Raw genomic sequence first — 24896 nt, 5'->3', positions numbered from 1 at the left:
GGGGGTGGCCTCGGCCTACGAATCCTCTAGGCGGAAGCCGACTTTCATGGTCACCTGAAAGTGGCCGACGGCGCCGTCGACCAGGTGGCCGCGTACCGACTCCACCTCGAACCAGTCCAGGCTGCGCATGGTCTGCGCCGCTCGATCCAGACCATTGCGGATCGCGGCGTCGATTCCGTCGGGTGAACTTCCGACGATCTCGATAACCCGGTAGGTGTGATTGCTCATCGCATCCCCTTGTGTTCAGTGGTTGACGGCGCCCTCGAAGGCACCGAAGGCTCGAAGCATCATCTTGCTGCACTGCCGGCCGGGTGAGGTGCCGACGCGCCTGCCCGCTGATGAGAACGCTCGAACTCGGCCGGTGATTACCGGCTGATTCGCATTTCGTAGAAGCGCAGTCGTGCGGTGGGGTTGTGCTGTCCCAACGATCGGCTTCGGCCGACACCGATGGTGTGGGAGTGGATCTCGAGGTTGGTGGCGGTGACCGAATCCGGTGTGTTGACCAGAAACGGCTCGGCGGCGTTGCCGGCGGTGAGGCGGTAGCTGACCCCGTCGAGGGCCACCGTGTAGGTGGTCAGCGGAACGAGAGATCCCATGAAGAGCCGATCGACGATGGTCCGGTCCAGGTCGATGCCTACCAAGACCGCCGTGTGCGGCCCACTTGGTGCCGGCACCGCAACCGGGTTTCCTTCGCGCACAACAACTTCCGAGAGCAGGGCCAGCGGTCCGCAGTGGGGTTGACTGCGCGCCAGCAGCTCCCAGTGGTTCTCGACGCCGTCAACAGTGAAGTCGCACAGCAGCGTACGTGAATACAGCGGGTTTTCCTGCACGCCGAGCCGGCCGTTGATGCCGACGGCGGGCGAGGTCGGAGATTGTCGCGACAGCACGAATTGTGGCCCGGCGGCCAGCGTTTCGCTGTTCAGTTTGTCCAGCGTGGGTGTATAGGCCGAATAGGTCTGGAAGACGGGCGCCGGACGCCAGGCGAAGTCATACGCCCATACGACCGAAGTCTCGTCGGGATCGACGTGAACCGCTGCAGACCCGATGGTTTTGACGAACCGCTCGGGAATGCCGTAATGCCCGCGCTGGCGTGCCTTGCTCTGGCGGATGTGCGCCGCCGCGCGACCGGGAAAGGCCACTGTGGCCAGGCGATCGACCGAGCGCACGGGAGCCTGCAGCACCGCGAGGGGTCGCTGCTCGATCACCAGTGTCCCGATGAGGAACACGACCAGGATCACCACCACGGCGATTTCGAACCGAGGCCGGAGAATGCCGTAGAGCGGGGTGATGGCCACCGCAATCACCATCAGGCCCAACAGCGCGGAAAAGTGGTTGGTGTCGTAGCGTCCGAACGCGCTCTTGGCGATCAGCACCGAGGTGACGGCGACGAGCATCGCGTAGTTTCGCGGGATTACTCGGCCCCCGCGCACCAGCATTGCGCAAACCACGACGAGCCACGCAACGGTGAGCAGCGCCGCGCCTGCGGCATCGAGCGGGATGGGTACGGCCTGCGCATGGATATAGCCGGAGACGATCTGGCCGCTGTACCGAAGCCAGACGGGCAGGTTCCCCAGTCGCTGACCCGCCAGCAGCCACCAGATCGGGATTGACGCCCCGAAAGCGGTCACCGTTGCGCAGTGGCGCCCCACAGCTCGCCAGTCCCGCAAGATGGAAGCCGCCAACGCGATGAACGCGATGACGGGCCCGGTGTTGAACTTCACCAGCAGCTCGAAGCCGCCGACCGCGGCCAGCGCGACGGACGTGATGAACGCCGTCGACCGCTTCAGGTCGTTCTGCAAGAGCAGCAGGCTGGCCCACGCGAACGCGGCCAGAACGACCACCTCGGGATACATGGGACCCAGCAGAATGGCGGTGGTTCCGGTCGTCACGAACGCGCCGACCAGCGACGTTGTAGCCGGGTAGCGCCGGCGCAGGGCAGCCGCGACGCCGAGGAACAGCGCGGCGATGACGCCCACCTGGTAGAACGTGGCGAGCACCGCCTGCTGGGTCGAGTAGTAGCCGGTGTTCTGGAGGAATGCCAGGGGTCCGTAGGTGAAAACGATCTCGGGGCCCCACGCGAGATGGTGAATCCGGGCCAGCGCGACGGCGGCCTCCCAGGAGGGGTCGACCCCGATGTCGGCGTCGACCGACGACTGCGGCCAAAACAGGACGGCGGTGAGCAGCGCGGCGAGGCACCGTTGCCAACGAGCCAACCCCCAACCGGCCGTCGAACACCACGCTTTCACGCGACCTGCGCGCGTCGCCACCATCCCGGCAAGCTATCGATTCAGGTGCGGATTTCGCGGAACAGCCAGCGATCCAGGATCAGGTAGCGGCCGATCCATACGAGGCCGAAGCCGAGCACTTGAACCAGGAACACAACGATGCCGTGGACGGGTCTGCTGTGACCGGCCATGGCGTCGTCGACCAGGTAGGTGAGGTACGTGGCCAGTCCGACGGCCAGCATCACCACCGTCCAGAACACCAGCACCTGGTGATGGAGGTTCTTGCCCGAGGCCGCGCGCCAGACGAAGTGCTTGTTGGCGAAGAAGTTGGGAACCGTGGCGATGGCTGCCGCCAGCAGCGAAGCCCTGGTATAGCTGTTCAGCCACGGACCCAACACCTGGATGAGACCCTGCCCGATGGGCAGAAAGACCAGCGCTACGGCCGTGTAGCGCAACTTCTTGCGCGCTGCATCGGTGCCGGTGGTGTTGGTGTGCGCGACCCAGCCCCCCGCGAGCTCCATGGTGAGTCAAGGTACTAGGACTCACGTCGCCTCGGGTCAGAACCAGAGAATCGGAGTGCCGGAACTTTGTCATTCAAAAGACAAGGTCGGCGCCCACGTGAAATGCTGTCGCGAAAGGCTGCCGCCGTCAACGGAGCCGCGGGGGATCGGCCTTGTTGGTTCGCGTGAAATGCCGCGTGGTCGGGCGTTGATCTCGTAGGCTCCAACACCATCTATACAGACGACGATTGGTTTTGTTATGGTCCAGCACCCTGGACCAGACCGGGAACAGGAAGGGGAGGCGACGGTTCACGTGGCAACTCAACCCGCTGAGCGTATTTGCATAGTCGGTGGCGCCGGGCATGTCGGATTACCGCTGGCGCTGGTGTTGGCGGACGAGGGTTTCACCGTCGACATCTTGGACACCAACGCCGAGGCGTTGCGGACCATCATGGCCGGCCGGATGCCCTTCATCGAGAACGGCGCCGAGGATCTGCTCAAGCGGCTGTTGCCGACCGGGCGGATCAGCGCCAGCACCGACTCGTGGGTAGTCAGGAATTCCGACATCGTGATCTGCGTCGTCGGCACCCCGGTCGACGAATACCTGACACCGCAGGCGCACACGTTCTTCCGCATCATCGACGAGATCAGCCCCTACTTCCACGACGGGCAGACGCTCATCCTGCGAAGCACGGTCTACCCGGGACTGAGTCAGCGGGTCCAGGACATGTTCGCCGAGCGTGGGATCGGCGTTCACGTCACCTTCTGTCCCGAGCGGATCGCGCAGGGCCATTCGATCCGGGAGTTGCGGATCATCCCGCAGGTCATCAGTGGGTTCGACGCCGAGGGCCGGCGGGTGGTGCGCGAGCTGTTCTCGCGAATCACCAGCGAGATCATCGAGGTGGAGCCGCAGGAAGCCGAGCTGGCCAAACTGTTCTGCAACAGCTACCGCTATATCCAGTTCGCGGTTGCCAACCAGTTCTATCTGCTCAGCCGCGAAGCCGGACTTGATTTCGACCGGGTCCACCATGCGGCCACGTACAAGAATTTTCGGGTCGACAGCCTGCCCCGGGCCGGGCTGGCGGCCGGCCCGTGCCTGCTGAAGGACACCATGCAGCTTGCGGCGTTCAGCAACAACAATTTCATGCTCGGCCACGCGGCCATGCTCATCAACGAGGGCCAGCCGCAGTTCATCGTCAACATGCTTAAGCGCCGGGTTAACTTGCGCGACAAGACCGTTGGCATCCTGGGCATGACGTTCAAGGCCGATTGCGACGACACCCGCGACTCGCTCAGCTTCAAACTGCGCCATCTGCTGATGCTGGAAGCCAAGGAAGTGCTGCTGCACGATCCGTTCTTGGCGGGCAAGGACTACTACCCGCTGGACACCGTGGTGGATCGTGCGGACGTCATCGTGGTCGGCGTTCCCCACTCGGCCTACCGAGGTCTTCCGGTGCCGCGTGGCAAGATCGTCGAGGATGTCTGGGGATGCCTGGATGTGAGCGAGCTTGACACCGACGCGCTCAACGGAGCCCAGTTGGCGACGCTGGGGCCGGAAGCGGTGGCCCGGTGAAGATCCTGGTAACCGGCAGCGCCGGATTCATCAATGGCTACGTCGTCGAAGAGCTGCTGCGCGCCGGCCACGAAGTCGTCGGGATCGACAATTACTCGAAATACGGGCCGGTCAGCAAAAGCTACGACGACCACCCGCGGTACCACTTCGTCGAGGGCGACGTCAAAGACGTCGACTTGATGTTCCGGTTGGTCGAAGGCTGCGATCAGATGGTGGCCAGCGCGGCCCGCATCGGTGGTATCACCTATTTCCACGAGTACGCCTACGACCTGCTGGCCGAGAATGAGCGAATTGCGGCCGCCCACTTCGATACCGCAATCTATGCCTATCGCAAGGGCTGGCTCAAGAAGATCAATGTGATCAGTTCGTCGATGGTGTTCGAGAACGCCACCGTCTTCCCGACGCCGGAAAAGCACATCACCGAATGTCCGCCTCCGACAAGCACTTACGGGTTCCAGAAGCTGGCCTGTGAGTATTTCGCCCACGGCGCTTACGAGCAGTATGGACTGCCCTATACCATCATCCGCCCGTTCAACTGTGTCGGCACCGGCGAGCAGCGGGCGCTGGGCGGGCATGAAATCCCCAGCGGGAACGTCAAACTCGCGATGAGCCATGTGGTGCCGGATCTGATTCAGAAGGTGGCCAAGGGCCAGGACCCGCTGCACATCCTCGGGGACGGTACCCAGATACGGCACTACACCTACGGCGGTGACCTGGCGCGCGGCATCCGCATCTGCATGGAGCACCCGGCCGCGCTCAACGGCGACTTCAACCTGTCCACACCCGAGGCCACCACGGTGCTGGAGCTGGCCGAGGTGATCTGGCGCAAAATGCGGCCCGACACCCCGTTTCGCTACGAAAGCGATCCGCCGTTCGAGCATGACGTGCAGCTGCGCTCACCCGACGTCCACAAGGCATCGGAGGTACTCGGCTTCGAAGCCACAACTACCCTGGACGCCATGCTCGACGAGGTCATACCCTGGGTTGCCGACGCCGTCAAGGCGGGGACCATCTGACGTGTGTGGGTTGTATCCGCAAGGACGCCATGCGAATCGCGGGTGAGCCCGATCTTCAACAGCTCTACCGCAACCGGTTCGGCCACGCCCGGGAAGCGCGATCGGCCATCTGGGGCGTGCTGGTCCGCGACTTCTTCCAGGCATGGATCAGGCGCAGCGACACGGTGCTGGACTTGGGTTGCGGTTACGGCGAATTCCTCAATCAGGTGCGTGCCGCTCGACGAATAGGCGTCGACCTGAACCCCGACAGTGCCGGCATGCTCGAGGCCGGCGTCGAGTTCCATCACGGTAGCGCAGCCGATCTGAGCTTCCTCGACGATGACTCGGTGGATGTAGTCTTCACCAGCAACCTGCTCGAGCATCTGGCGAGTAAGGCCGAAGTCGAACGCACGATCACCGAGGCCCGCCGGGTGCTGAAACCGGGTGGGCACTTCATCGCCATGGGGCCCAATATTCGCTTCGTCGGCGGCGACTACTGGGACTTCTGGGACCACAGCGTGCCGATCAGCGACCGCTCGCTGATCGAACTGCTGGAGTCCAACCAGCTCAAAATCGTCGACACCTATGACCGGTTCCTGCCGTACACGTCGAGGTCGCCGTGGCCGCAGGCGCCGGTGCTGGTGCAGCTGTACCTGCATTCCAAAATGGCGTGGCCGGTCTTCGGCAAGCAGTTCGTGATCCGCGCCCGCAAGGCACGGGTAGCGGCCGGAAGCGAGCGGCTGGTGAGCGTGGTCATCCCGGTCTACAACGAGGGCGAGAATATCCAGGTCTGCGTCCGCAGACTCGCGGAGGCGCTCGCGGACATGCCTCATGAACTGTTGGTCTGCTATGACTTCGACGAGGACACCACGTTGCCGGCGCTGGCCGCCATGCCCGACAAGCCGGTCACCGTCCGGCTGGTCCGCAACTCTATCGGCAAGGGCGTGGCCAATGCGCTGATCGCCGGCTTCGCCGCCGCACGCGGTGATGTCGTGGTCACCAGCATGGCCGACCTGTCCGATCCGCCGTCGGCAATTCCCTTGATGGCGGCCAAGATTCGCGACGAGGGAGCCGACGTCGTCAGCGGGTCGCGGTACATGCCCGGCGGCTCCCAACAGGGCGGGCCCCGGCTGAAGACGCTGATGTCGCGGACGGCGGGGCTGAGTTTGCATTATGTGGGCCGAGTGCCGACCCATGATGCCACCACCAACTTCCGCGCGTACAGTCGCCGCTTCCTCGACGATGTCCCGGTGGAGAGTCTGCGCGGGTTCGAGGTGGGGCTGGAGCTCACGACGAAGGCGCACCTGCTGGGCTATCGGGTCGACGAGGTACCCAGCAGCTGGGAAGACCGAACCGCCGGCACCAGCAAGTTCGACTTGGCGGGTTGGCTGCCGGCGTATCTGCACTGGTACGGGCTGGCCATGCGGCGGCCGATGTTGCGCTGGACAGGCGGTGGGCTGGCCGCGATCGCGGCCGCACAGCTAATGCGCCGCCATCGACCGGGCGACTCTGACCGAGCTCGGCGCGAAAAGCCCCGTAGCTGAAGTGAATTGGAGCTAACCCGAGGGGCTCGAATGGTAGCGAGCTTTTTGGCAGAAAGTGGCCATATATCGAGTTGGCTCCGTCTACAATCCATCTGCATGAAGCCCCTTGCAGTGGTTGCCGGTGCACTACTGCTTTCAGCGTGCGGGGGAGGCACGCACACCACGGCCTCGACAGTGACCATCACGCAGACCGTCACCGTGCAGGCCACCGCCCCGCAAACGGTGGACGGTCTCAAGCCGCCGCCACCTCCGGGTTCCAAGACGGTCATTGACCCCTTCGGCACATACACCGGTGTCATCGATAGGGACGGCACTTATCTGGTCGGGGTGGATATCATGCCGGGGATGTATCGCACAGCCGGTGGGGCGATTTGTAGTTGGGCGCGGCTGGGCAGCCTTGACACGAGCGACATCATCGATAGCTGGAAGGGCAGTGGTCCGCAGCGAATCGAGATCAAGGAGAGTGACACCGCGTTCTTGACGCAAGACTGCGGTACCTGGCAGATGATGCATGTCCCGAGCGTCACGGGACTCGGATGACGATCCATTCCAAGGTGAACCTGTCGCGCTGTGCCTCAACCAGTTGGGTATTCGCCTGTGGCCGTTGATGCGGCCCGCGAGCCAGGCCGCACACACGATGGTGAGCAGCGTGCTGGTCGATCGCCGCACAACTCGGAGACGAGCTGCCCGCAAAGAAGCGACGAACTCCATGGTGATCGTCACCAGCGACAAAAACTGCGAATTCTCTTGGACTCATTGGTAGAACGCGGACGTGGCCGCGGGCGCGTGGGTACCCTGACGGCGTCGCGACGAGTGGGAACGTGGTTCTCGACGACAACATGGGGCTCCGCGTTATGGCAACGAGTTCTGGTGGCTGTCCTCGCCGCTGTCATCTTCTGGCCACAGCCATCGGCCGATCCTAACGTCGGGCTCGATCCGTCTTGGCAGGCCGGGCTCGCTATGGCCCGAATTGACCATATTGCGTGGGGTCGCGAGCTGGTGTTCACCTACGGGCCCCTTGGCTTCCTGCGGACCAGCGCCTACTACTCATTCGAGCAGTCGCTGCTCGCCACGATCTGCCAGCTGATTGTCATCGCCGCGCTGTTCCTCGGCATCGCGGCAGCCCTGCGCCTGCGCCACCCTCCGCTGCCATCACTTCTCGGCGCGTTCGCGTTGACCGGTATCCTCACCGTCCTGCACCTCGGTCATGGTTTGGCTCTCCGAGGGTCTTCCTCCCTGGAAATGATGTATCCCGAGCTGGGGGTTCTCGCGGCGTTCGTGTGGGCGAGCGTGCCCCTGTTGCAGCGCGAGCCCAAGCGGTCGAGGGTGTTCACCACCTGCGTCGTGCTCGGCGCCGTCGCAGGCTTTCAGCTGTTGATGAAATTCAACACCGGCCTTGCGATCATGGTTATCGCGTTGGCCACGTCGGTATTGCTCGGCTGGAAAGCTGTCGGCCGGCATTGCGCAACGGTAGCCGCATTCGCAGTGTCTACCCTCGTCTGCTGGGTGCTCGCCGGCCAACGACCGGGAGATCTTCCGGCGTGGCTTCGGGGCAGCGCCGCGATTGCATCGGGTTACACCGACGGAATGGCGACCGCGCCCCTCCCACAGTGGGCCCTACCGTCAATCGTCTTGAGCGTGGCCTGGATGGGCGGGCTCTGCGTGGTGTTCGTACGGGGAGGCCACGACATCCCGCGCCGCTACCTGGTGCTCGTCGGCCTCGCGAGCCTGATCGCCGGAAAGGCCGCGTTCGGACGTTTCGAACCGTGGCACTTCGCCATTTTGGTCGGCGTGATGGTTGTTGCGCTGGCCATCACCCCTTGGCCCCGGGCTCGCCGTCGTACCCTGGTGGTGGCTGCGCTGGCAGTCGCGTTGGTTGTCGTGGTCGACCTTGGGGGGACTCCCGCCCTCTCCGACCGCGGTGTGCTGGCGATGCGGGCACCGGTGCAAGCGGTGGACCGCATGGTCACGTTCGCCTCGCCCGGTCATGTGCAGCGCAAAATCGAAGAAGCCAAAGCACGCCAGCGTGCGCTTTACGGTATTCCGGACCGCTTCATCAAAACCATCGGGTCGAGCACGGTACACATTGACCCCCACGAGATTTCGGCCGCATGGGCCTACGATCTAACGTGGCACCCGACACCGGTCTTCCAGACATATCAGGCTCTCACGCCCATGCTCGATGCCCTCAACGGCGAATCACTCGCTAACGGGCCGCAATTCGTGCTCTCCCGCCTATCGCCGGCCATGCCCGCCCTCGGTATCGACGGCCGGCTTGGCGTGCAAGAATCCCCGCTGTATTCGCGTGCGCTGCTGTGCAACTACACGCTGAGCGGTGTCGAGAACCGCTGGGCCCTGTTCAGACACACCGCCCCCCACTGCGGACCGCTCACCAAGCTGTCGGAGGTCTCCGTGCGGGAAGACCATGCGGTTCCGATTCCCGCTCCCAGCGCACCGGATAGGGCGGTGCTCGTTGGAATTGATCTGGATCAGACCTTCGCCGACCGGTACTTCCACGGAAAGATCGCTCCACTGAGCACCTTCACGCTCGTGGTCGATGGGGTCACCTACCGCCTCATCGCGACGAACGCGGCCGAGCCGTTTCTCGTCAACACCCCTGCTTCGGCAGCGGACACGAATCTGCAGATCCAGGCTCACACCATTGGTGTCGGCCGTACCGTAAATCTCAATGAGCCCTTGGTTTCTGCACGATTGCGCTTTTATGAGATGCGCGTTGGACCGTAGGCCGCGGCCCAGGCATGCCGTTCAGCTTTTTCTCGGTAGCGGGCAACGGCACCACGTACAGGGGTTTGGACGCCGGACGCGGCGCGGTAGTTGTCGGCAGGAAAGGTGTTTCGTCGATCCGGTACGACGGCCAACGCCTTGCGCCGCTTGGTGGGTCACCATGAGCGGGCATGAACATCTGTATTCGTCGGCGCTGGCCCAACGCGGACATTAGAGTGTCTCCCGGTAGCCTGCTTGAGCGCCTCACTCTTGCCGGAGGCTCAATCCGAACCGAGGGGAATCGTCCGTGAGTGGACCTGCTGAGGTGGCACGGCGGGCCGTCACCCCAATCCGGCAGCAGCTCTTGGCATTAACTCGCCAATCCGAGCGCACGCTCCTGCTGGGCACCATTCTGCTGGTGTCAGCGCTGTCAGCGGTGACGAGCTTCGTTCTCGTGCAGTATTACTCGATCGATGTGCTTAGCTCTCTTGTTTTCCCACCCCAGGACTGCTGGCTCGATTGGGGTACGCGAATCGGCCGGCACTGCTTCTCCGATTATGGAATTTCGATGGACGTGGGGCTGCGAGCCAATCCTTGGGAGCCCTACCCGCTAATGCTGCCCTGGGACAATTACCGCTTGGGGGGCAGCAACTACCCTGCGGCCGGGTTGGTGCCGCAAACATTTTTCGGGCTTCTCGGCAGATTGCTGCATGCCCCGCGACTGGGCTTGTTGGCTTATCTGCTCGTTTTGACGATCGCCTTGCTGGCTTCGGCTGTCTGGGCGGCCCGGGGCGCTCGCGGTCTAGAGCGTGTGGTGGTATTTCTTACGTTGAGCGTCGCAGCCATTCCGGTGTGGGCGGTGATTGATCGGGGCAATTCGGTGGGATTTGTGACACCGATCGAGTTGGTCTTTCTGGTGGGGTTGCAGCGACGCCGGTGGAAGCTGGTAGCGATCATGGTGGTGTTGGCAGCGCTGGTGAAACCACAATTCGCGCTACTGGCTGTCGCGTTGTTCGCTGCCCGACAATGGCGGCTGGGCAGCATAGCGGTCATGGGGGTCGTTGTTTCCAATCTGGCCGCTTATCTGCTGTGGCCTCGCGACTTGCCGAGAACTGTCGCGCAGTCGATCCATGGCGTCCTCAACTACGGCGGTTCGCTCTCAATGCTTGTCGGTCCTTATAACGTGTCTTTCGGAAAGGGGATCTTATTCATTCCGGATAGGATCTCCCACCCACAATGGGGCTATTTGTCAAACGGCTTTCTTGATGGCGCACGATTGCACGTGGGGTACTTAGTACTTGCATTGGTCGTTGTCTCGGTACTTGCTCTGGGGCGACGTATTTCCCCAGTCATGGTGGGTATTTCGTTGCTGGTCACCGCGTCACTTTTCCCCGTCCTGGTGTACCAAACCTATCTGGTGTTCGCGTTGCCGGTTGCGGCGCTGGTGGTGCGGGATCCGGAGGGGCAGCCGGGATCTGGGATTTTCGACCGGTTCGCGGTCCTCGGTGACGGCCGTCGCGCGGTCGGCATTTGCGTGAGTCTTGCAGCGGCGCTGAGCATCGCGCACATCGCCCTACCCGGGCCTCCGATGCTGACGCCGATCGCTGGGCAACTGGGGGTCGTTGGGGTCGTCGGTAGCACGCCGATCGTTTACACAACTGCGGCCCTGGCACCGATTGCATGGATGATCGCGTGCGCGGCGATCATCTTCTCGTATGCGCGAAGACCGGCTCTCCACGCCCGAGCGGATGGCTCTGCTGAATCGGAGTTGGACGAAGCAGGACTCGTCGCCGCACCGCAAGGTGATCACAAGTGAAATCCGCCTGCTGAATTCGGGTATCCGCGCACTCGGGGCCGTTGATTTAGGAGGACAAGTGGCCTCGAATGCGCGCGTCAGGCGATCACCGCGCTGGCGATGAAAGCAAACCGGCTTCACGACGTAGCCCGCGCTACACAGCCGTCGATCGTGCACGCTACGACGGCCAACCGGCGGAGCAGTCCACCGGACACGGCTTTAGGGCGTTCCATTCGGTGTCGAGACGTGTCCGGTTCCGGAGACACGTCTTCCAGTTGGGGTAGGAGTTCCTCAAGGCGGCTGTGCAAATCCATTTCCACTCCACCTTCAGGCGGCTCCTGTCTTTGATGAACTCGCGAGCCCCGACCAAACTGCGGTTAGAATGCTCCCCATTACTGCCGTCGCTCGCCACCCGATCGTCGAGGCCGACCTAGACCAGATCCTCGAAGCGCCGCTGCCCTGGGAGCGCTTTGCCGGGCGGACCGTGCTGGTAACGGGGGCGGCTGGCTTTCTGGGCGCCTACATGGTTGAGACCCTCCTGCGTCTGAACGAGACCCGCGGCCAGGCGCCGGTCCGGGTGCTGGCACTGGCCCGGCGCGCCGAAGCCCTCCGGGCGAGGTTCCCGGCTCATGATGCGCGAGCCGATCTGGGGTTCGTGGTCCAGGACGCATGTGCCCCGGCGCCCAGGGATCAGCCGGTCAACTTCGTCGTCCACGCTGCCAGTCCGGGTACCCCCAGAGCTTTCGGCCGGGATCCGGTCGGCACCTTCGCCACCAACGTGCTCGCTACTCGCGAACTGCTGGAGCTTAGGCCACCCGACGGGTTTCTGTTCTTTAGTTCTGGCGAGGTGTACGGCCTTGGCAATGACCAGGTCATTCCCACCCACGAAGACGCGTACGGGTTCTTGGATCCAACACAGGTGCGGTCCTGCTATGCCGAGGGGAAGCGCGCAGGGGAGACGTTGTGCGCCTGCTATGCCGCACAGGAAGGCGTGCCCACCACCATGGCGAGGATCTTCCATACCTATGGACCGGGCATGACTCTGTGCGACGGTCGGGTGTTTTCCGATTTCGTCGGTGACGCCCTGGCAGGTCGTGACCTGGTGATGCGCAGCGATGGCCGGGTGAGCAGAGCGTTCTGCTACCTGGCTGACACCGTGGAAGGCTGCTTCACCATCCTGCTCAAAGGTGCTCCCGGCACGGCCTACAACGTAGGTAATGACCGAGCAGAGCTGACCGTCCTCGAGCTGGCGAATCTAGTCGCCGGGCTGGAGCCGGAACGCGGGCTGGCAGTGCGCCGGGAGGCGGCCGAGGCCGCCGATACTTACCTGCCGAGCCCGATCCAGCGCGGCTGTCCCGATGTGTCCCGCTTGCGCAGCCTGGGCTGGGCACCTCGGACTGAGCCGCACGAAGGCTTTCTTCGGACGCTCAAGAGCTTCCAATGAATCTGGTGGAGTTGATGGCAGCTTCCGCGTGAGCTTCAGGAATCTTGTGGTTCGAACAGAAAATTTCCGTTTGGCAGATGCTGGGGGTCAAGGTCCACAAGGTCTCCTCGATCTGCGATATAACGGCCGGTGTAGCCTCTTTCGACCAGGTATTGGTAAACCTCCTGTGGCGCGTGACCAAAACGCCGGCAATGGATATCGACGATCTCGATCAAGATGATGGGTCGAAACATCTTCAGCAGGTTTTCGCCACCGCGCAGCAGGTCCAACTCACCACCTTCAATGTCAGCCTTGATAAAGTCGACCCGGGCCAGGCAATTGTCTCTTACAAAATCGTCCAAGGTGGTCATCGGAACTTGAATTTTCTGGCCGGAATCCAGGAATTGTGATGCGGCCCCGGCGCCCAACGCGATTTGTGGGACATATATGTTGATTGGATCTGCGCTGTTTCCGACGGCCACGCGAAACATTTCAAGATTCTGGCATGAATTGAGCGCCACATTGGCGTTCAATTCCTGGAAGGTGTCGGGCACCGGTTCAAAGGCGAAGACTTTTCCGTCCGGTCCTACGAGCCGCGAAAGATGGACGGCGTGCCAACCGTAGTTGGCGCCGGCGTCGATCGTCGTCCAACCCGGCTTAACGATCCGGCGGAGTAAAGCGGTTTCCGTCTTTTCGTATTCTGCACTGAGCCACAATGCATGGCTATGCGATGTGTCGGAGTTAGACACCTCGAAAGCACAGTCGTCTTGGTAGACAAAAGTGGCCTTCCCCGCTGCAATCTCGATCCTTTCGAGCGGAGTTCCTTCAAGCGACGCGAGCACCCGCCGCCACGCAGCCATCTGCAATTTTCCCTTCAGATCTGTGATGCTGAGAAACCGTTGCAGGGTAAACAGGCGGATGGTGAAACGCGCACAAAATGCTACAAACCATTTTCGTGTCAGCGCATTCCGGTTGATAATGTTTCTGACGGTGTCCTTGATGCTCAAAGCGGATTCTCCCAGTCATCGAATTGCCGTGTCCTTTTGGAACTGTCACCACTCATACCGGAACCGCAAGAGCCCCCAGTCGGCCCAGACGCATACCGCCGTAGCTCATCTTCGGGTCGGCCTGGGCTCTGAGTACACGAAACCCACCGCCAATGAGCAGCTGCTCCAGAGATTGGGTGGAGAAGTAGTTGATGTGCTCGCTCTGCTTGACAGCCCCCAGCCTCGGCACCGTGCGCCCAAAATTGCGCGCGACGCCGGAGACGAAATCCGAGACAATCCAGCTGCCACGGGTAGCAGAAACCCAGTCAAGGAAACGGCGATAACGTGCCTGAGAGTGCCATTGGCGAACTTTGGGCCGGTCCAGCGGCACCTCAGCGTAAAACAATCCATCATCAGCGAGCGCGGCTCGGATCTCTTTCACCGTCGCCACGGGGTCGATGAGGTGTTCGAGAACGCCACATGCGGTCACCAGGTGCGGTCGCTCGGGAAGCTCAGCAAGTGATGAGGCAGCCTGGACGCCCTCGACCATGTTCTTTCCCGAAACGTCGATCACGTACTTCGGGCCCAAGTAACCCGGTGGGAAGAACTGACCTTCGTCGCCCCCGTAGTCGACGATGTTTCGCAAGGTGTCTATTTGGACATGCGGCTCGACGATGCTGGTCACAAACCGGATGCGCTCGGCGACCGCCTCCGATCCGGGTTCCATCGCGTTATGAACATCCCGCGAGTACCAAGGTTCCCAGTGTCGTCGGACCGATAGGTATCGGTCGTTGTGGTAGTCCGAATATATGGCGGCGAGAGTCTTGTCATCAAAGCGATGGGAGAAGTAGACCAAATCGCATTTGTCGCAACCGCATAGCGTGGTATCGCGCGGAACGTCCCTCGTGTCACCTCGCAGCTGAAGAATAAATGGCGCTATTCGGCCGTACGCCCGGATGGTCCCTGGGCTCCCGCAAATTGGGCACAGCTGAGACATGCCGCTATGAACCCCCGTTCGACTCGGAGTATGGCAAACTGATGATGGATTCGTCTCCGAAATCCGTTGGTAGCCAGCCGGACTCACCCGCCGGAACACCATCTCGGTGCGACCGCATATCAACACTGGTACGCGATAGGTGAGCGCCTGACCGGGTTTTGAGATCTAAAAGCTTTGAGGTGTCGCGAAAGGCGCACCTGCCGAACCAGCATCGCGAAGTCATCCGCGAGTTCCCTCTGCCTGTCGCGTACATCTGTGGGCGGACATCGAGCTCACCAGGAAGGGCAGCGCATCGAAGCTGTTGAGTCGCGCATCTGCTGGAATCGCGTCGATGTTGCCATGGGGATATCCGAACGTTACGAGGACAAAACGGAGCCCGGCGGCTATCGCGGTGTCGGCGTCGATCTCGCTGTCCCCGACCAAGATTGCTTCGTCTGCTTGTGCTCCCAGCTGCTTCAGTGCCATATGGGCAAGCAACGGATCTGGCTTGAGCTCGCGGCCAGGGGCCCCGCCGACGATGACATCGAAGTAAGCGGCGATACCGAGCCCGGCCACATAGGCTACTGCGATTTCTTCGCGCTTATTTGTGCAGATCGCGGTACGGTAGCCGCGTTTTCTTAGAGCCGTGAGCATGGCATGCACGCCAGGGTAGAGGTCGGTAGGGTCGGCGCGCTGGCGGCGCAGGATGTCGCGGAATTGGTCGAGATCACCGATTGGGTCGGTCTGCATGCCGAACGCTCCGCGCAGCATCGCCTCGCCGCCAAGGCTTACCCATCGGCGCACCGATGCTATCTCGACAGGTGGGGCACCGCGGCGACGCGCCATCTCATTGAGGCCCCGCGTCATCGTTGGGGCGCTGTCGACGAGCGTGCCATCGAGATCGAACAGGATCGCACCGGTCGAGTTCGGGCTAGGGTTTGGCACCATTTTTGGACTGTTCGATGAGTCGTTCGGGCAAGTTTTTCGACGCTGGATCCAGCGGCACTAGCATGTTGGCGCCGAACTCTGCCCGCGGCAGTAGCGGCGACATGTCCTCTAGCGGCATCGAGCGAATCGATCCGTCAGGCTGGGGCAGCGCGGCAGATTTTGGCCAAAGTGCCTCGTCGTGCTGGACCTGCACGTCCACGATAAGTGGTCCACGCTGCGAAAGTGCTTCGCGCACAACCAGAGCGAGTTCACCTACGTCCTGGATGCGCATCGACTCGATGCCGTTAGCCTTTGCAAGCGCCACGAAATCGGGCAGGCCAAGGCGTCCTTCTGGTCCGGTCCCGACATAGTGACCCTCGAAATAGTTGCGCTGCGTGTTGCGGATCGAGGCATAGCCGCCATTGTTAAAAAGGAAGAGCTTGAGCGGTAGGTCGAGCATGCGGATGGTCTGCAGCTCTTGGACATTCATCATGAGGCTGCCGTCGCCCTCGATGCCCACAAAGGATTTAGCGTCTGAGGCTAAACCCGCCCCGACCATCGCCGGCAAGCCGTAGCCCATTGCGCCGAGGCCAGAAGTGAGAAAGATCCGCTGCCCCGGCTTGTTCGCGAAGCCGGTGTGGAAGATCTCGATCGCTAGCCCCGAGCTGCCCGTGACGATAAGTGTGTTTTCAGGGATCTCGTCGGCGAGCACCTTGGTGAGGTGGTAATGGCTGATGACGCCCGACTTCGGGAACGGCGCACCGTCGTTAATCGGATACCGCGCCTTCCAATCGTTGCAATGGTCGAGCCAGGATGAGCGATCCTTGGCAATCATCCGTGGCTTCTGTTCCAGCATCGCGCGGATGAAGTCCCGCGCGTCGGCACAGACTGTGCGCGCGATATTCATGTCGTCGGGGAATTTGCCTAGTTCGGCGGGATCGACGTCAACGATGACCTTGGGCGCATGACGGCCGAACTTCGCCGGGTTGTAGGCAGTCACGACATTGTCGAGCCGAGCGCCGATGGACAAAACGAGGTCGCTGTTCTGGATGGCGAAATTTGGTGGGCGCAGCGCGACTGTGCCGGGCTTTCCCACCGAAAGGCGGTGGTTCGAGGGAATGAGGTCGGTCGCGTTCCACGTAGTGACGACTGGAATCCCAAGCGTCTCATACAGGGTGCCGAAATCCTCCGCCGCCTCGGCGAGGCGAATGCCGTGCCCCGCGAGAATGATCGGCCGTTCGGCCGCGTTGACGAGGTCGAGGACCGCGGTCGCGTCGGCGGTGAGGTTCTTGGAGCCGGTTGTCGAAGGAACATAGCCCTTGAGCGCGGAAGGGTTGATCTGCGCGGCTTGAACGTCGAGGGGAATGTCCAGCCAGACCGGCCCGCGCCGACCAGTAGTGGCCAGATGCACCGCCTTCTCGAAGTGGTAGCGAATCTCCGATGGATCCGGCACCGTCACCGCATATTTTGTGATTGGCTTCACCATCGAGACGATGTCGACTTCCTGCGGACCTTTTTGTCGCACGCCGCTGTTGCCCATAAGGTCAGCACGCTTGACTTGGCCAGAAATGACAAGAAGCGGTACCGATTCGATCCACGCGCCCGCGACCCCGGTGATTGCGTTGGTCGCGCCGGGGCCGGTTGTGACGAGCGCGCAGCCGAGGTGGCCATTGATGCGCGAGTAGGCTTCAGCGGCAATCGCCGCCGCCTGTTCGTGATGGGTGGGCACATAACGGAGTTCTCGGTTCTGTCCGAGGGCGTCGACGAGATACATCGCCCCGCCGCCTGGGACGAGAAAAACTGCGTCGACGCCCTCGTCTCGCAAGCGCGCAAACAGATAATCCGCGAGTCGCATGGTCTGGGACATGCCGGGGTTCGTCTTATCGGGCGCGACAGTCGCTGTTCTCATCACATCCAATGCGTGAGAAAAGTCTTACGCTCCATGTTCTCGCCGATCTTCGGATCGATATAGAACGAATCATCTTTGTAATGGGTCGAGGAGATCTCCTCGAAGATCGCGCCGTTCTTGCTATTGAAAGCATGGCGTACCGTGCGTTCGATTGTGATGACGTCGCCGGGTCCGCATTGGCGCGCCTCTCCGTCGAGCACGACGTCGAGGTCGCCGTAGAGAACGTGAAAAGTCTCTTCTTTGCGATTGTGATACTGCTCGGGATGTTTTTGTCCGGGCAGTACGACAATAAGCTTCTTGCAATATTCGCGGTTCACCACGGTGATCATGGTGATCCCAAATTCGTCAAACTTATCGATGCCGTAATGGTGTGAGATTTCGAGATCAGCCCGGCCGGGAATCACCACGTTGGCGCGTTCCAGCAGCGACTTCACACTTTGCACGATGGAGAACACCTTCTCGCGCACTTCCTCGCGCCGGCTGTTCGAAGTCAGAATCGGTTCGTTCTTCTTGATTTCAGTCGTGGCGTAGAAATGAGTGTATTTTGACCAGTCGTTGGCGGTGACATGGTCTTCCTGGGTGGGGATCGCCATGAAGACCTCGCCACTGCCGATCTTCTCGCCGGCCTCGATGTCGCGATTGGCGAAGACGCCTCGGCGCAGCGACAAGAGACTCGCCCGCTCGTCGGGTGTCGCTGTGGTGCGTTCACCGGATTTGCCGTTTATGGTACGTGCTGTGCGTGCCGCCTCAAGCCACGCCCGAGCCTGCTCGGGACTGGCGGAATAGCCATTGATGCCGTATTTGTCGGTGACTAGTCCGACATGTTTTTCGAACACGGTGCAGCCCTTGCCAATAGCGACCGCTACTGGCAGCGTCTCGGTAGGGAATTCGTGGGTCGAGTACCCGATACGGATCTCCTCATAGCGTTGACGCAGGAAGTCGATCTGGTTGAGCTGGAGTTTGTCGTTGCTGGTCGGATATTCAGCCACGCAATGCATCAGCACGAAATCTTTGTCGCGGTGTTTGAGGAACGCAACGACGTTGTCGATCTCTTCGAGAGTTGCTCCTGCAGTCGAGACAATCATCGGCAGGGTGCTGCCCACCGCCTTCTCCAGTAGCGGCCAGTCGGTGAGCGAGCAGCTCGCGATTTTGAGGATGTCAAAGCCATCTGCCACCACTCTGTCGACCGATTCATCGTCAAAGGGCGTACAGACCGGAATGAAACCGTTGTCGCGGATCGCATCCACCAGCTTGCGCGACTCCTCGGGGCGCAAGCGAGTTTCCTCAAACCGCTTGATGTATTTGATGTCGTCGCGCCCGTGGTAGTCGGGATGGATGAACGTGTCGAGCGCGCGATACTGCATCTTGAAGGCGAACTTGAAGTCGAAATCTCCTGTGAGCGAAGCGAATTCACTGATCAGGCGCAAGCCATGTTCCACGTCGCCCATGTGGTTGTTGGCCATTTCGAAGATGAAGAGCCAGTCCGGAATGCGTGATGGAGCAACATCCTTCGGGGCTTTCGCTTCCTGCAGCACTACAAACGACCTCTCGGTTGGTGGGGGACGGGCGTCATCCTGTCCGAGAATTTCGTCATTTCGCGGGCCTGCGCTTGGACGGCATTCCATCCCTCCTCCGCATCTTCTAAGCCGGATCGGAGCGGTCCCATACCGACTTTTCTGGTAATGACGAAGTTCGGCCGCTGTTTGACTTCCTCGTAGATGAGCCCGAGGTATTCGCCGACGACCCCGAGAAATAGCGTGACTACCCCGAAGCCGATCAGCATGACACAGATGAGCGAACCGTACCCATGGAAGGGAAGTTCGCCGTAGAAGACGATGCGCACTGCGAACACGAAGACGGCGACGGCCGCGATGAAGCTCAAGAGAAAACCGGTCATGGTGATAAGTCGTAGCGGCATGTAGGAGTGCGCAAAGATGCCCTTGAAAGCCAGGTTAATGACGCCGAAGCTGTATGCCTTGGACTCGCCCGCGAAGCGTGGCGGGCGCACCATGGGTAGCCCGACCGACTTGAAACCTACCCAGGAGAACAGGCCCCGAACGAACCTGTTGCGCTCGTCCATCGAGCGAACCACTTCGTAAACTTTTCGGTCAACCAAGCGAAAGTCGCTGGCGTTCTTGGTGATACGCTCGTCGGTGACTTTCCCCGCCAGCCAGTAGAACAGCCGGGAGTTCATCGCGCGGATCGGGCCGGTGCCTCGTCGTTCAGTGACCAGTCCGTAAACGTTCTCGTAGCCCTCCTCCCATTTGCGGATCATCTCCGGGATGAACTCGGGCGGATCCTGCAGGTCAGCAGTCATGAGAACGACGGCGTCAGCGTCAACCACATTGAGACCGGCCGTTAGCCCGCCGTCCATCCCGAAGTTGCGGGCTAATTGGACGATCTTGAACCGCGGGTCCGCTGCGCTGATTGTGAGCAGTTTGTCCATCGTGTCGTCGGTCGACCCGTTTTCTACGATTATTGCCTCAAAGTCATAAGCGGCCTCGCTATCGAACATCAGGGCCAGCCGCCTTGCTAGCTCGTAGACACATTCGCTTTCGTTGTAGGCAGGAACGATGCATGCGATCTTTTTCTTCACCGCCACACCTTCCATGGTGGGTTGCCGTTGCTCCAAAGGTTGTTAAGCAGTTGCGCTTCCCGGTAGGTATCCATTGGTTGCCAGAAACCGTGGTGCGGGTAGGCGGCGATCTGGTGTTCTTGGGCGAGCCGAAACAGCGGCTTGTCCTCGAGGACCGAGTCGTCGCCGTCGATGTAGTCGAACACTGCGGGCTCGAACAGGAAGTAGCCGATGTTGACCCAGTCGTCAGTCTGTGGCTTCTCTCGGAATGTGGCGACTGCGCCGTCCTCCTCTAGGTCGAGGACCCCAAATCGGCTAGTCGGCTGGGTGGCCGTAATCGTTGCGAGTTTGCCATGCGAGCGGTGGAACTTCAGCAGGGCATGGATGTCGACGTCGGCGATGCCGTCGCCGTAGGTGCATAGGAAGGTCTCGCAGCCTATGTACTTCTGAATGCGTTTGATGCGGCCCCCGGTCATCGTGCTCAAACCGGTGTCTGCGACGGTGACCTGCCAATTGCATTCGTCGTGGGAGCCATGGTAGCGAATGTTCGACTGGTCACCCAGGGTCACCGTGAAGTCCAGATTGGAGATCCCGTAGTTCGTGAAGTAGTTCTTGATGTGCTCGCTCTTGTAGCCCGTGCACACCACAAACTCGGAAATGCCGTAGTGACCAAGAATTTTCATGATGTGCCACAGCACCGGCCGACCACCCACCTCGACCATCGGCTTGGGGCGGAATTCGGTCTCCTCACGCATGCGCGTGCCAAGACCACCCGCCAGCAGAACGGCTTTCACGACGAGTCTTCCAATCTCAATCTATCGTCCCCCCGCGCGGTTTTGCTGACGCGGCGTCGCGTAGGTGACACACTATCAATGCAGTGGCACGCCCGTGGGGTTTTCGGCCGCAATATCTGGATTCACACGTCAGTAGGAGATCTGATTTCAACGTTCGATGCAGATGGTTCCGAGGAAGACGGGCTCGAGGCGGATCGTGAGGACATACTTGCGGCGGTTCGAGGCTATGCCAAGCGGAAGCTGGCGACATCCGAGTTTGTCCCGGGCACAACGCCGGTTCCCGTCTCGGGCAAGGTCCTTGACCCGGAAGACTTCGCCGCACTGGTCGACGCGTCCCTCGACGGTTGGTTGACTGCGGGCCGGTTCCATCCGTTGTTCGAGCGCGCCCTGTCCCGTTATGTGGGTGCCCGCGGTGCGGTCTTCGTCAACAGTGGCTCGAGCGCCAACCTGTGCGGCCTCAGTGCCCTGACTAGTCCAAGGCTGGGCAGGTCTAAAAAGAGACTTGGAAAACGTCCGCTGGAGCCCGGTGACGAGGTGCTGACTGTGGCATGCGGGTTTCCCACCACCGTCAATCCGATCATCCAGAACGGACTGCGGCCCGTCGTCGTCGACATCGAGCTGGGCACGTACGACGCTATCCCGGAGAGGCTGCGGGAAGCTGTCGGGCCCAAGACGCGGGCGATCATGATGGCGCACACCCTGGGCAATCCGTTCGACTTGGACACGGTGCAGGAATTGTGCGACGAGCATGGACTGTGGTTGGTCGAGGACTCGTGCGACGCCTTGGGCTCTACCTATGACGGCAAACGCACTGGGAGTTTTGGCGACACCGCAACCGTGAGTTTCTATCCCGCGCACCACATTACGACCGGCGAGGGCGGTGCGGTGTTCGTCAAGTCGGCACTAATCCGTAAACAGGTCGAGTCCTTCCGCGACTGGGGGCGGGACTGCTATTGCGCTCCGGGGAACGACAACACGTGCCAAAAGCGTTTTGAGTGGCAACTCGGCGGCCTGCCCAAGGGCTATGACCACAAGTACATCTACAGCCACATCGGATACAACTTGAAAGCCACCGACATGCAGGCCGCACTTGGACTTTCACAGTTGGCTAAGCTCGACGGATTCGTTCAGGCGCGTAAGGACAACTTCGACCACCTGACCGCGCGGTTGTCCCGAGTCGATGGGCTAATCCTGCCAGTCGCCACACCAAAATCGGAGCCGTCGTGGTTCGGTTTCCCGATCACACTCGACCCCGCGCACCCCGTGGAACGCAGCAAGTTCATGCGGTTCCTCGACCAGCGCAAAATCGGCTTTCGTCAGCTGTTCGCCGGCAATCTCATCAAGCAGCCGGCCTACCGCAACGTTGACTTCCGGATCGTGGGAGACCTGACCAACACCGATATCGTGATGAACCGTACATTTTGGGTGGGCACCTACCCGGGGCTGACCATTCCGATGCTCGACTTCGTGGCAGACTCGATCGGCGAGTACATGGCCGAAGCCGCGCGATAGCCGTGCACTACTTGGTCACTGGCCATACCGGGTTCAAGGGAGCTTGGCTGGCGTTGCTTCTGCTCAGCCGAGGCCATCAGGTTTCCGGTCTGGCGCTCGACCCGCAGCAGGGCAGCTTGTTCCAGCGGGCGGGGCTCGCCGACCACCTTGTCTCCGATCTGCGGGTAGACATCCGCGACGCCACGGCTACCACGGCAGCGATTCAAGCGGTTGCCCCCGACGTTGTGCTGCACATGGCCGCCCAGTCGTTAGTGCGTGAGTCGTATCGCAACCCGCGCTACACCTACGAGACCAACGTCTTTGGCACGCTCAACGTTCTGGAGGCCGTCGGGGCCACCCAATCGGTGCGTGCGCACGTCGTGATCACGACTGACAAGGTCTACCGCAACGTCAACCAAGAAGCCGGCTATGTCGAAACCGATCCCCTAGGGGGAGACGACCCGTATGCCGCATCCAAAGCGATGGCCGATCTGCTGGCACAGTCCTGGATTCGCAGTTTCGGCGGTTGCCCCACGGCCATTGCCCGTGCCGGCAATGTCATCGGTGGCGGCGACATCAGTCGTGATCGGCTGCTTCCGGACCTGGTGAACGCCTATGCGAATGGTAAGGCTCCCCAGCTGAGGTTCCCGCGCGCGGTGCGGCCGTGGCAACACGTACTTGATTGCCTCAATGGGTACCTGACCCTCGGCGACGCGCTGCTGGCCGGCTCTGGTCTGGGGCAATGGAACTTTGGTCCGGGCCATGACAGCTATATCGAGGTAGGCCAGGTTGCGACGTTGGCGGCCGAACTGTGGGGCTGCGGCGCGCATTGGGAACTGGATAGGGGGAACCATCCACACGAAGCAAACCTGCTTGCACTCGACGCCGCCAAGGCGCAAGCAGAACTGGGCTGGCGGAATCGGTTGGGATTTCGCGACGCGGTCGCATGGACGATCGACTGGGAGCGGCGCGTGTATTCGGGTGCTGACGCGCTGGAGCTGACCCGCGAGCAGATCGCCACATTCGAAAGCCTCCAATGACTGAGTTCGATCTGCCACCCGAATCCGCGCCGCCGGGGCCGCTAATTCGACTCTTCCGGGACCAGCGCGTGGCATTTCTTGTGGTCGGGGGCATCAACACGGTGATTGGCTTCGCAATTTTCATCGCCTGCTCAGTGATTGTGGGCCAGTTCATCGACCACCGATATGGCAAAGTCTTGGGGTCGATGGTGACGGTCGTCCTCACGCACGTGCTGGCCCTGCTGTCTGCCTTCGTAATGCATAGGCGGTTCGTATTCCGCGTTCGCGGCCATGTGCTGCGCGACCTAATGCGGTTCTGGAGTGTCTATCTGACCGCAGGGGCCATCAATCTTCTCGCCTTGCCCCTCCTGGTCAAGCTGGGCATGAACCGCATCCCAGCTCAGGCATTAATTATTGCGACCCTTACGGTGCTGAGCTACTTTGGCCACCGGCACTTTTCGTTTCGGCGCGGTCCCGCCGAGTCTCAGGATGGGACCTCAAATATCGGGCGAACTTAGAGCGCGTACCACCACGGCATCGGTGACGGGGATGATAAACCCAGGACGGTTACCCTCAACTCCACCATCCGCAGTGGGCCCGGCCCTATCCCTCACGGGCCAACGACATGCCCGACGCGGGCACTATTGATGGGGCAATGCGGCGCCGCCGAGGTACCAGCTGGCGTTGTCAATGCTGCTGCCGGCGCTATCGAGGCCGCTGTGACCTACGCGCTCGCGCAAGCTGGCCATCACGCAGCCGGCGACGCCACACAGGCGTACTGCAGAAAGACCCCGTCGGCGAAGTGCCCGCCGCTCAACACGATGAACAACGCCCCAAAAGGCCCCAAGAACGGGTTGATGCCCTTGATCCGCTGCATGGAATAGCCCGCGTCCTCGAACATCCGCACGATGCTGCTGCGTGTGAAGAAGCGCAAGTGGGTGCGGTCGAAGATGCCGAAGTCTTCCTGCGGGAAGTCTCTTCGAAACACCACCTTGCCCAGCGCGGGCAGGTAGCGGATGTTGGGGATCGAGGCGACAACGACGCCTTCGGGTTTGAGCTTGCTACGAAGCTGCGTCAGCGTCTCGAGCGGATTGACCAGATGCTCCAACACGTCGTTACAAACGATCGCGTCGAAGTAGCCATCAGGCAGCTCGGTGATCCGCTCGTTCGCGTCTCCGGCCAGAACATGATCGAGGATGTCGCCGGCGCGTCGGGCCGCTTCCTCGTTGTACTCGATGCCCCAGACTTCCGCACCCCGGCTTTTCTTGACCGCGGCACTGAACATGCCTGCCCCGCAGCCAAGTTCGAGCACGCGTCGCGCGTTGTCCGGGATGAACCGCAACATCTCCGGCCGCTTGTGGCCGTAATAGTGCCTGACGCTTGCCGGTTCCGGCAGGATACGCATGGCTTATCCGCCTCGTACCGCGAGCCGCCCTGAGC

Annotated in this window: 21 protein-coding genes; 10 read left to right on the top strand and 11 right to left on the bottom strand. The window is 61.4% G+C overall.

The genetic code is table 11. The features are described from left to right. Positions 1 to 15 precede the first annotated feature (15 nt). The 3 genes from AWC07_RS17300 to AWC07_RS17290 form a co-directional block, all read right to left on the bottom strand. The gene (locus tag AWC07_RS17300) at positions 16 to 228 is read right to left on the bottom strand and encodes a dodecin (RefSeq protein WP_023373419.1); all 213 of its coding nucleotides are present in this window, start codon (positions 226 to 228) and stop codon (positions 16 to 18) included. 137 nt (positions 229 to 365) lie between these two features. Then, entirely contained in the window at positions 366 to 2270 is a 1905-nt protein-coding gene (locus AWC07_RS17295; protein WP_036412898.1) for a hypothetical protein, read from the bottom strand. Between the two features lie 17 nt (positions 2271 to 2287). Then, entirely contained in the window at positions 2288 to 2746 is a 459-nt protein-coding gene (locus AWC07_RS17290; protein WP_051507968.1) for a GtrA family protein, read from the bottom strand. A 292-nt stretch (positions 2747 to 3038) separates the two neighbouring features. On the opposite strand from AWC07_RS17290, the gene AWC07_RS17285 reads away from it, so the two are divergent. The 7 genes from AWC07_RS17285 (at position 3039) to AWC07_RS17255 (ending at position 12800) form a co-directional block, all read left to right on the top strand. Further along, the gene (locus tag AWC07_RS17285) at positions 3039 to 4298 is read left to right on the top strand and encodes a nucleotide sugar dehydrogenase (RefSeq protein ID WP_036412897.1); all 1260 of its coding nucleotides are present in this window, start codon (positions 3039 to 3041) and stop codon (positions 4296 to 4298) included. After that, entirely contained in the window at positions 4295 to 5314 is a 1020-nt protein-coding gene (locus AWC07_RS17280) for an NAD-dependent epimerase/dehydratase family protein (RefSeq protein WP_036412895.1), read from the top strand. The genes AWC07_RS17285 and AWC07_RS17280 overlap by 4 nt, the downstream gene beginning before the upstream one ends. Before the next feature lie 29 nt (positions 5315 to 5343). Beyond that, positions 5344 to 6837, top strand: a complete 1494-nt coding sequence (locus AWC07_RS17275) for a glycosyltransferase (RefSeq protein WP_085105165.1) — start codon at positions 5344 to 5346, stop codon at positions 6835 to 6837. 96 nt (positions 6838 to 6933) lie between these two features. Then, a complete protein-coding gene (locus AWC07_RS17270; RefSeq protein WP_036419508.1) occupies positions 6934 to 7377 on the top strand; it encodes an Rv1352/Rv1906c domain-containing protein in 444 nt (147 codons plus the stop codon). 330 nt (positions 7378 to 7707) lie between these two features. Then, entirely contained in the window at positions 7708 to 9582 is a 1875-nt protein-coding gene (locus tag AWC07_RS17265) for a hypothetical protein (RefSeq protein WP_244187619.1), read from the top strand. Positions 9583 to 9868: 286 nt separating this feature from the next. Beyond that, a complete protein-coding gene (locus tag AWC07_RS17260; protein ID WP_180276274.1) occupies positions 9869 to 11377 on the top strand; it encodes a DUF2029 domain-containing protein in 1509 nt (502 codons plus the stop codon). Between the two features lie 361 nt (positions 11378 to 11738). Continuing rightward, positions 11739 to 12800: an NAD-dependent epimerase/dehydratase family protein gene (locus tag AWC07_RS17255; protein WP_051508267.1), complete on the top strand. Its 1062-nt coding sequence runs from the start codon at positions 11739 to 11741 to the stop codon at positions 12798 to 12800. A gap of 35 nt (positions 12801 to 12835) precedes the next feature. On the opposite strand, the gene AWC07_RS17250 is transcribed toward AWC07_RS17255, so the two are convergent. From AWC07_RS17250 to rfbF, 7 genes are all read right to left on the bottom strand, one after another. After that, positions 12836 to 13786: an FkbM family methyltransferase gene (locus tag AWC07_RS17250; protein ID WP_036419510.1), complete on the bottom strand. Its 951-nt coding sequence runs from the start codon at positions 13784 to 13786 to the stop codon at positions 12836 to 12838. A 52-nt stretch (positions 13787 to 13838) separates the two neighbouring features. Next, a complete protein-coding gene (locus AWC07_RS27685; protein WP_167380095.1) occupies positions 13839 to 14450 on the bottom strand; it encodes a class I SAM-dependent methyltransferase in 612 nt (203 codons plus the stop codon). 531 nt (positions 14451 to 14981) lie between these two features. Then, positions 14982 to 15689, bottom strand: a complete 708-nt coding sequence (locus tag AWC07_RS17240) for an HAD family hydrolase (protein ID WP_036419514.1) — start codon at positions 15687 to 15689, stop codon at positions 14982 to 14984. Beyond that, the gene (locus tag AWC07_RS17235) at positions 15673 to 17535 is read right to left on the bottom strand and encodes a thiamine pyrophosphate-binding protein (protein ID WP_075509714.1); all 1863 of its coding nucleotides are present in this window, start codon (positions 17533 to 17535) and stop codon (positions 15673 to 15675) included. Before AWC07_RS17235 ends, AWC07_RS17240 begins: the two co-directional genes overlap by 17 nt. A gap of 41 nt (positions 17536 to 17576) precedes the next feature. Beyond that, on the bottom strand, positions 17577 to 19112 hold the full coding sequence (locus tag AWC07_RS17230; RefSeq protein WP_201258255.1) for an N-acetylneuraminate synthase family protein: 1536 nt from the start codon (positions 19110 to 19112) through the stop codon (positions 17577 to 17579). Continuing rightward, on the bottom strand, positions 19112 to 20188 hold the full coding sequence (locus tag AWC07_RS17225; RefSeq protein ID WP_082277003.1) for a glycosyltransferase family 2 protein: 1077 nt from the start codon (positions 20186 to 20188) through the stop codon (positions 19112 to 19114). The genes AWC07_RS17230 and AWC07_RS17225 overlap by 1 nt, the downstream gene beginning before the upstream one ends. Next, a complete protein-coding gene (rfbF, locus tag AWC07_RS17220) occupies positions 20170 to 20946 on the bottom strand; it encodes a glucose-1-phosphate cytidylyltransferase (protein ID WP_036414487.1) in 777 nt (258 codons plus the stop codon). The genes AWC07_RS17225 and rfbF overlap by 19 nt, the downstream gene beginning before the upstream one ends. A 78-nt stretch (positions 20947 to 21024) precedes the next feature. On the opposite strand from rfbF, the gene rfbH reads away from it, so the two are divergent. Genes rfbH through AWC07_RS17205 form a run of 3 tightly spaced genes read left to right on the top strand, consistent with a single transcriptional unit; the run spans position 21025 to position 23974 of the window. After that, on the top strand, positions 21025 to 22458 hold the full coding sequence (gene rfbH / locus AWC07_RS17215) for a lipopolysaccharide biosynthesis protein RfbH (protein WP_233027082.1): 1434 nt from the start codon (positions 21025 to 21027) through the stop codon (positions 22456 to 22458). A 2-nt stretch (positions 22459 to 22460) separates the two neighbouring features. Continuing rightward, positions 22461 to 23477 (top strand): CDP-glucose 4,6-dehydratase, encoded by a 1017-nt coding sequence (gene rfbG, locus AWC07_RS17210; protein ID WP_036409442.1) that lies wholly within the window; start codon positions 22461 to 22463, stop codon positions 23475 to 23477. Beyond that, positions 23474 to 23974 carry a GtrA family protein gene (locus tag AWC07_RS17205; RefSeq protein WP_036409440.1) on the top strand — a complete coding sequence of 167 codons (501 nt, stop codon included), beginning with the start codon at positions 23474 to 23476 and terminating at the stop codon, positions 23972 to 23974. Before rfbG ends, AWC07_RS17205 begins: the two co-directional genes overlap by 4 nt. A 230-nt stretch (positions 23975 to 24204) precedes the next feature. Here the strand turns inward: AWC07_RS17205 and AWC07_RS17200 are convergent, their stop codons facing one another. Beyond that, entirely contained in the window at positions 24205 to 24861 is a 657-nt protein-coding gene (locus AWC07_RS17200; protein ID WP_036409438.1) for a class I SAM-dependent methyltransferase, read from the bottom strand. Between the last annotated feature and the right edge of the window lie 35 nt (positions 24862 to 24896).

The organism is Mycobacterium gastri (assembly GCF_002102175.1).
Taxonomy (GTDB): Bacteria; Actinomycetota; Actinomycetes; order Mycobacteriales; family Mycobacteriaceae; genus Mycobacterium; species Mycobacterium gastri.
This window is presented reverse-complemented; position numbering and strand designations above follow the sequence as displayed.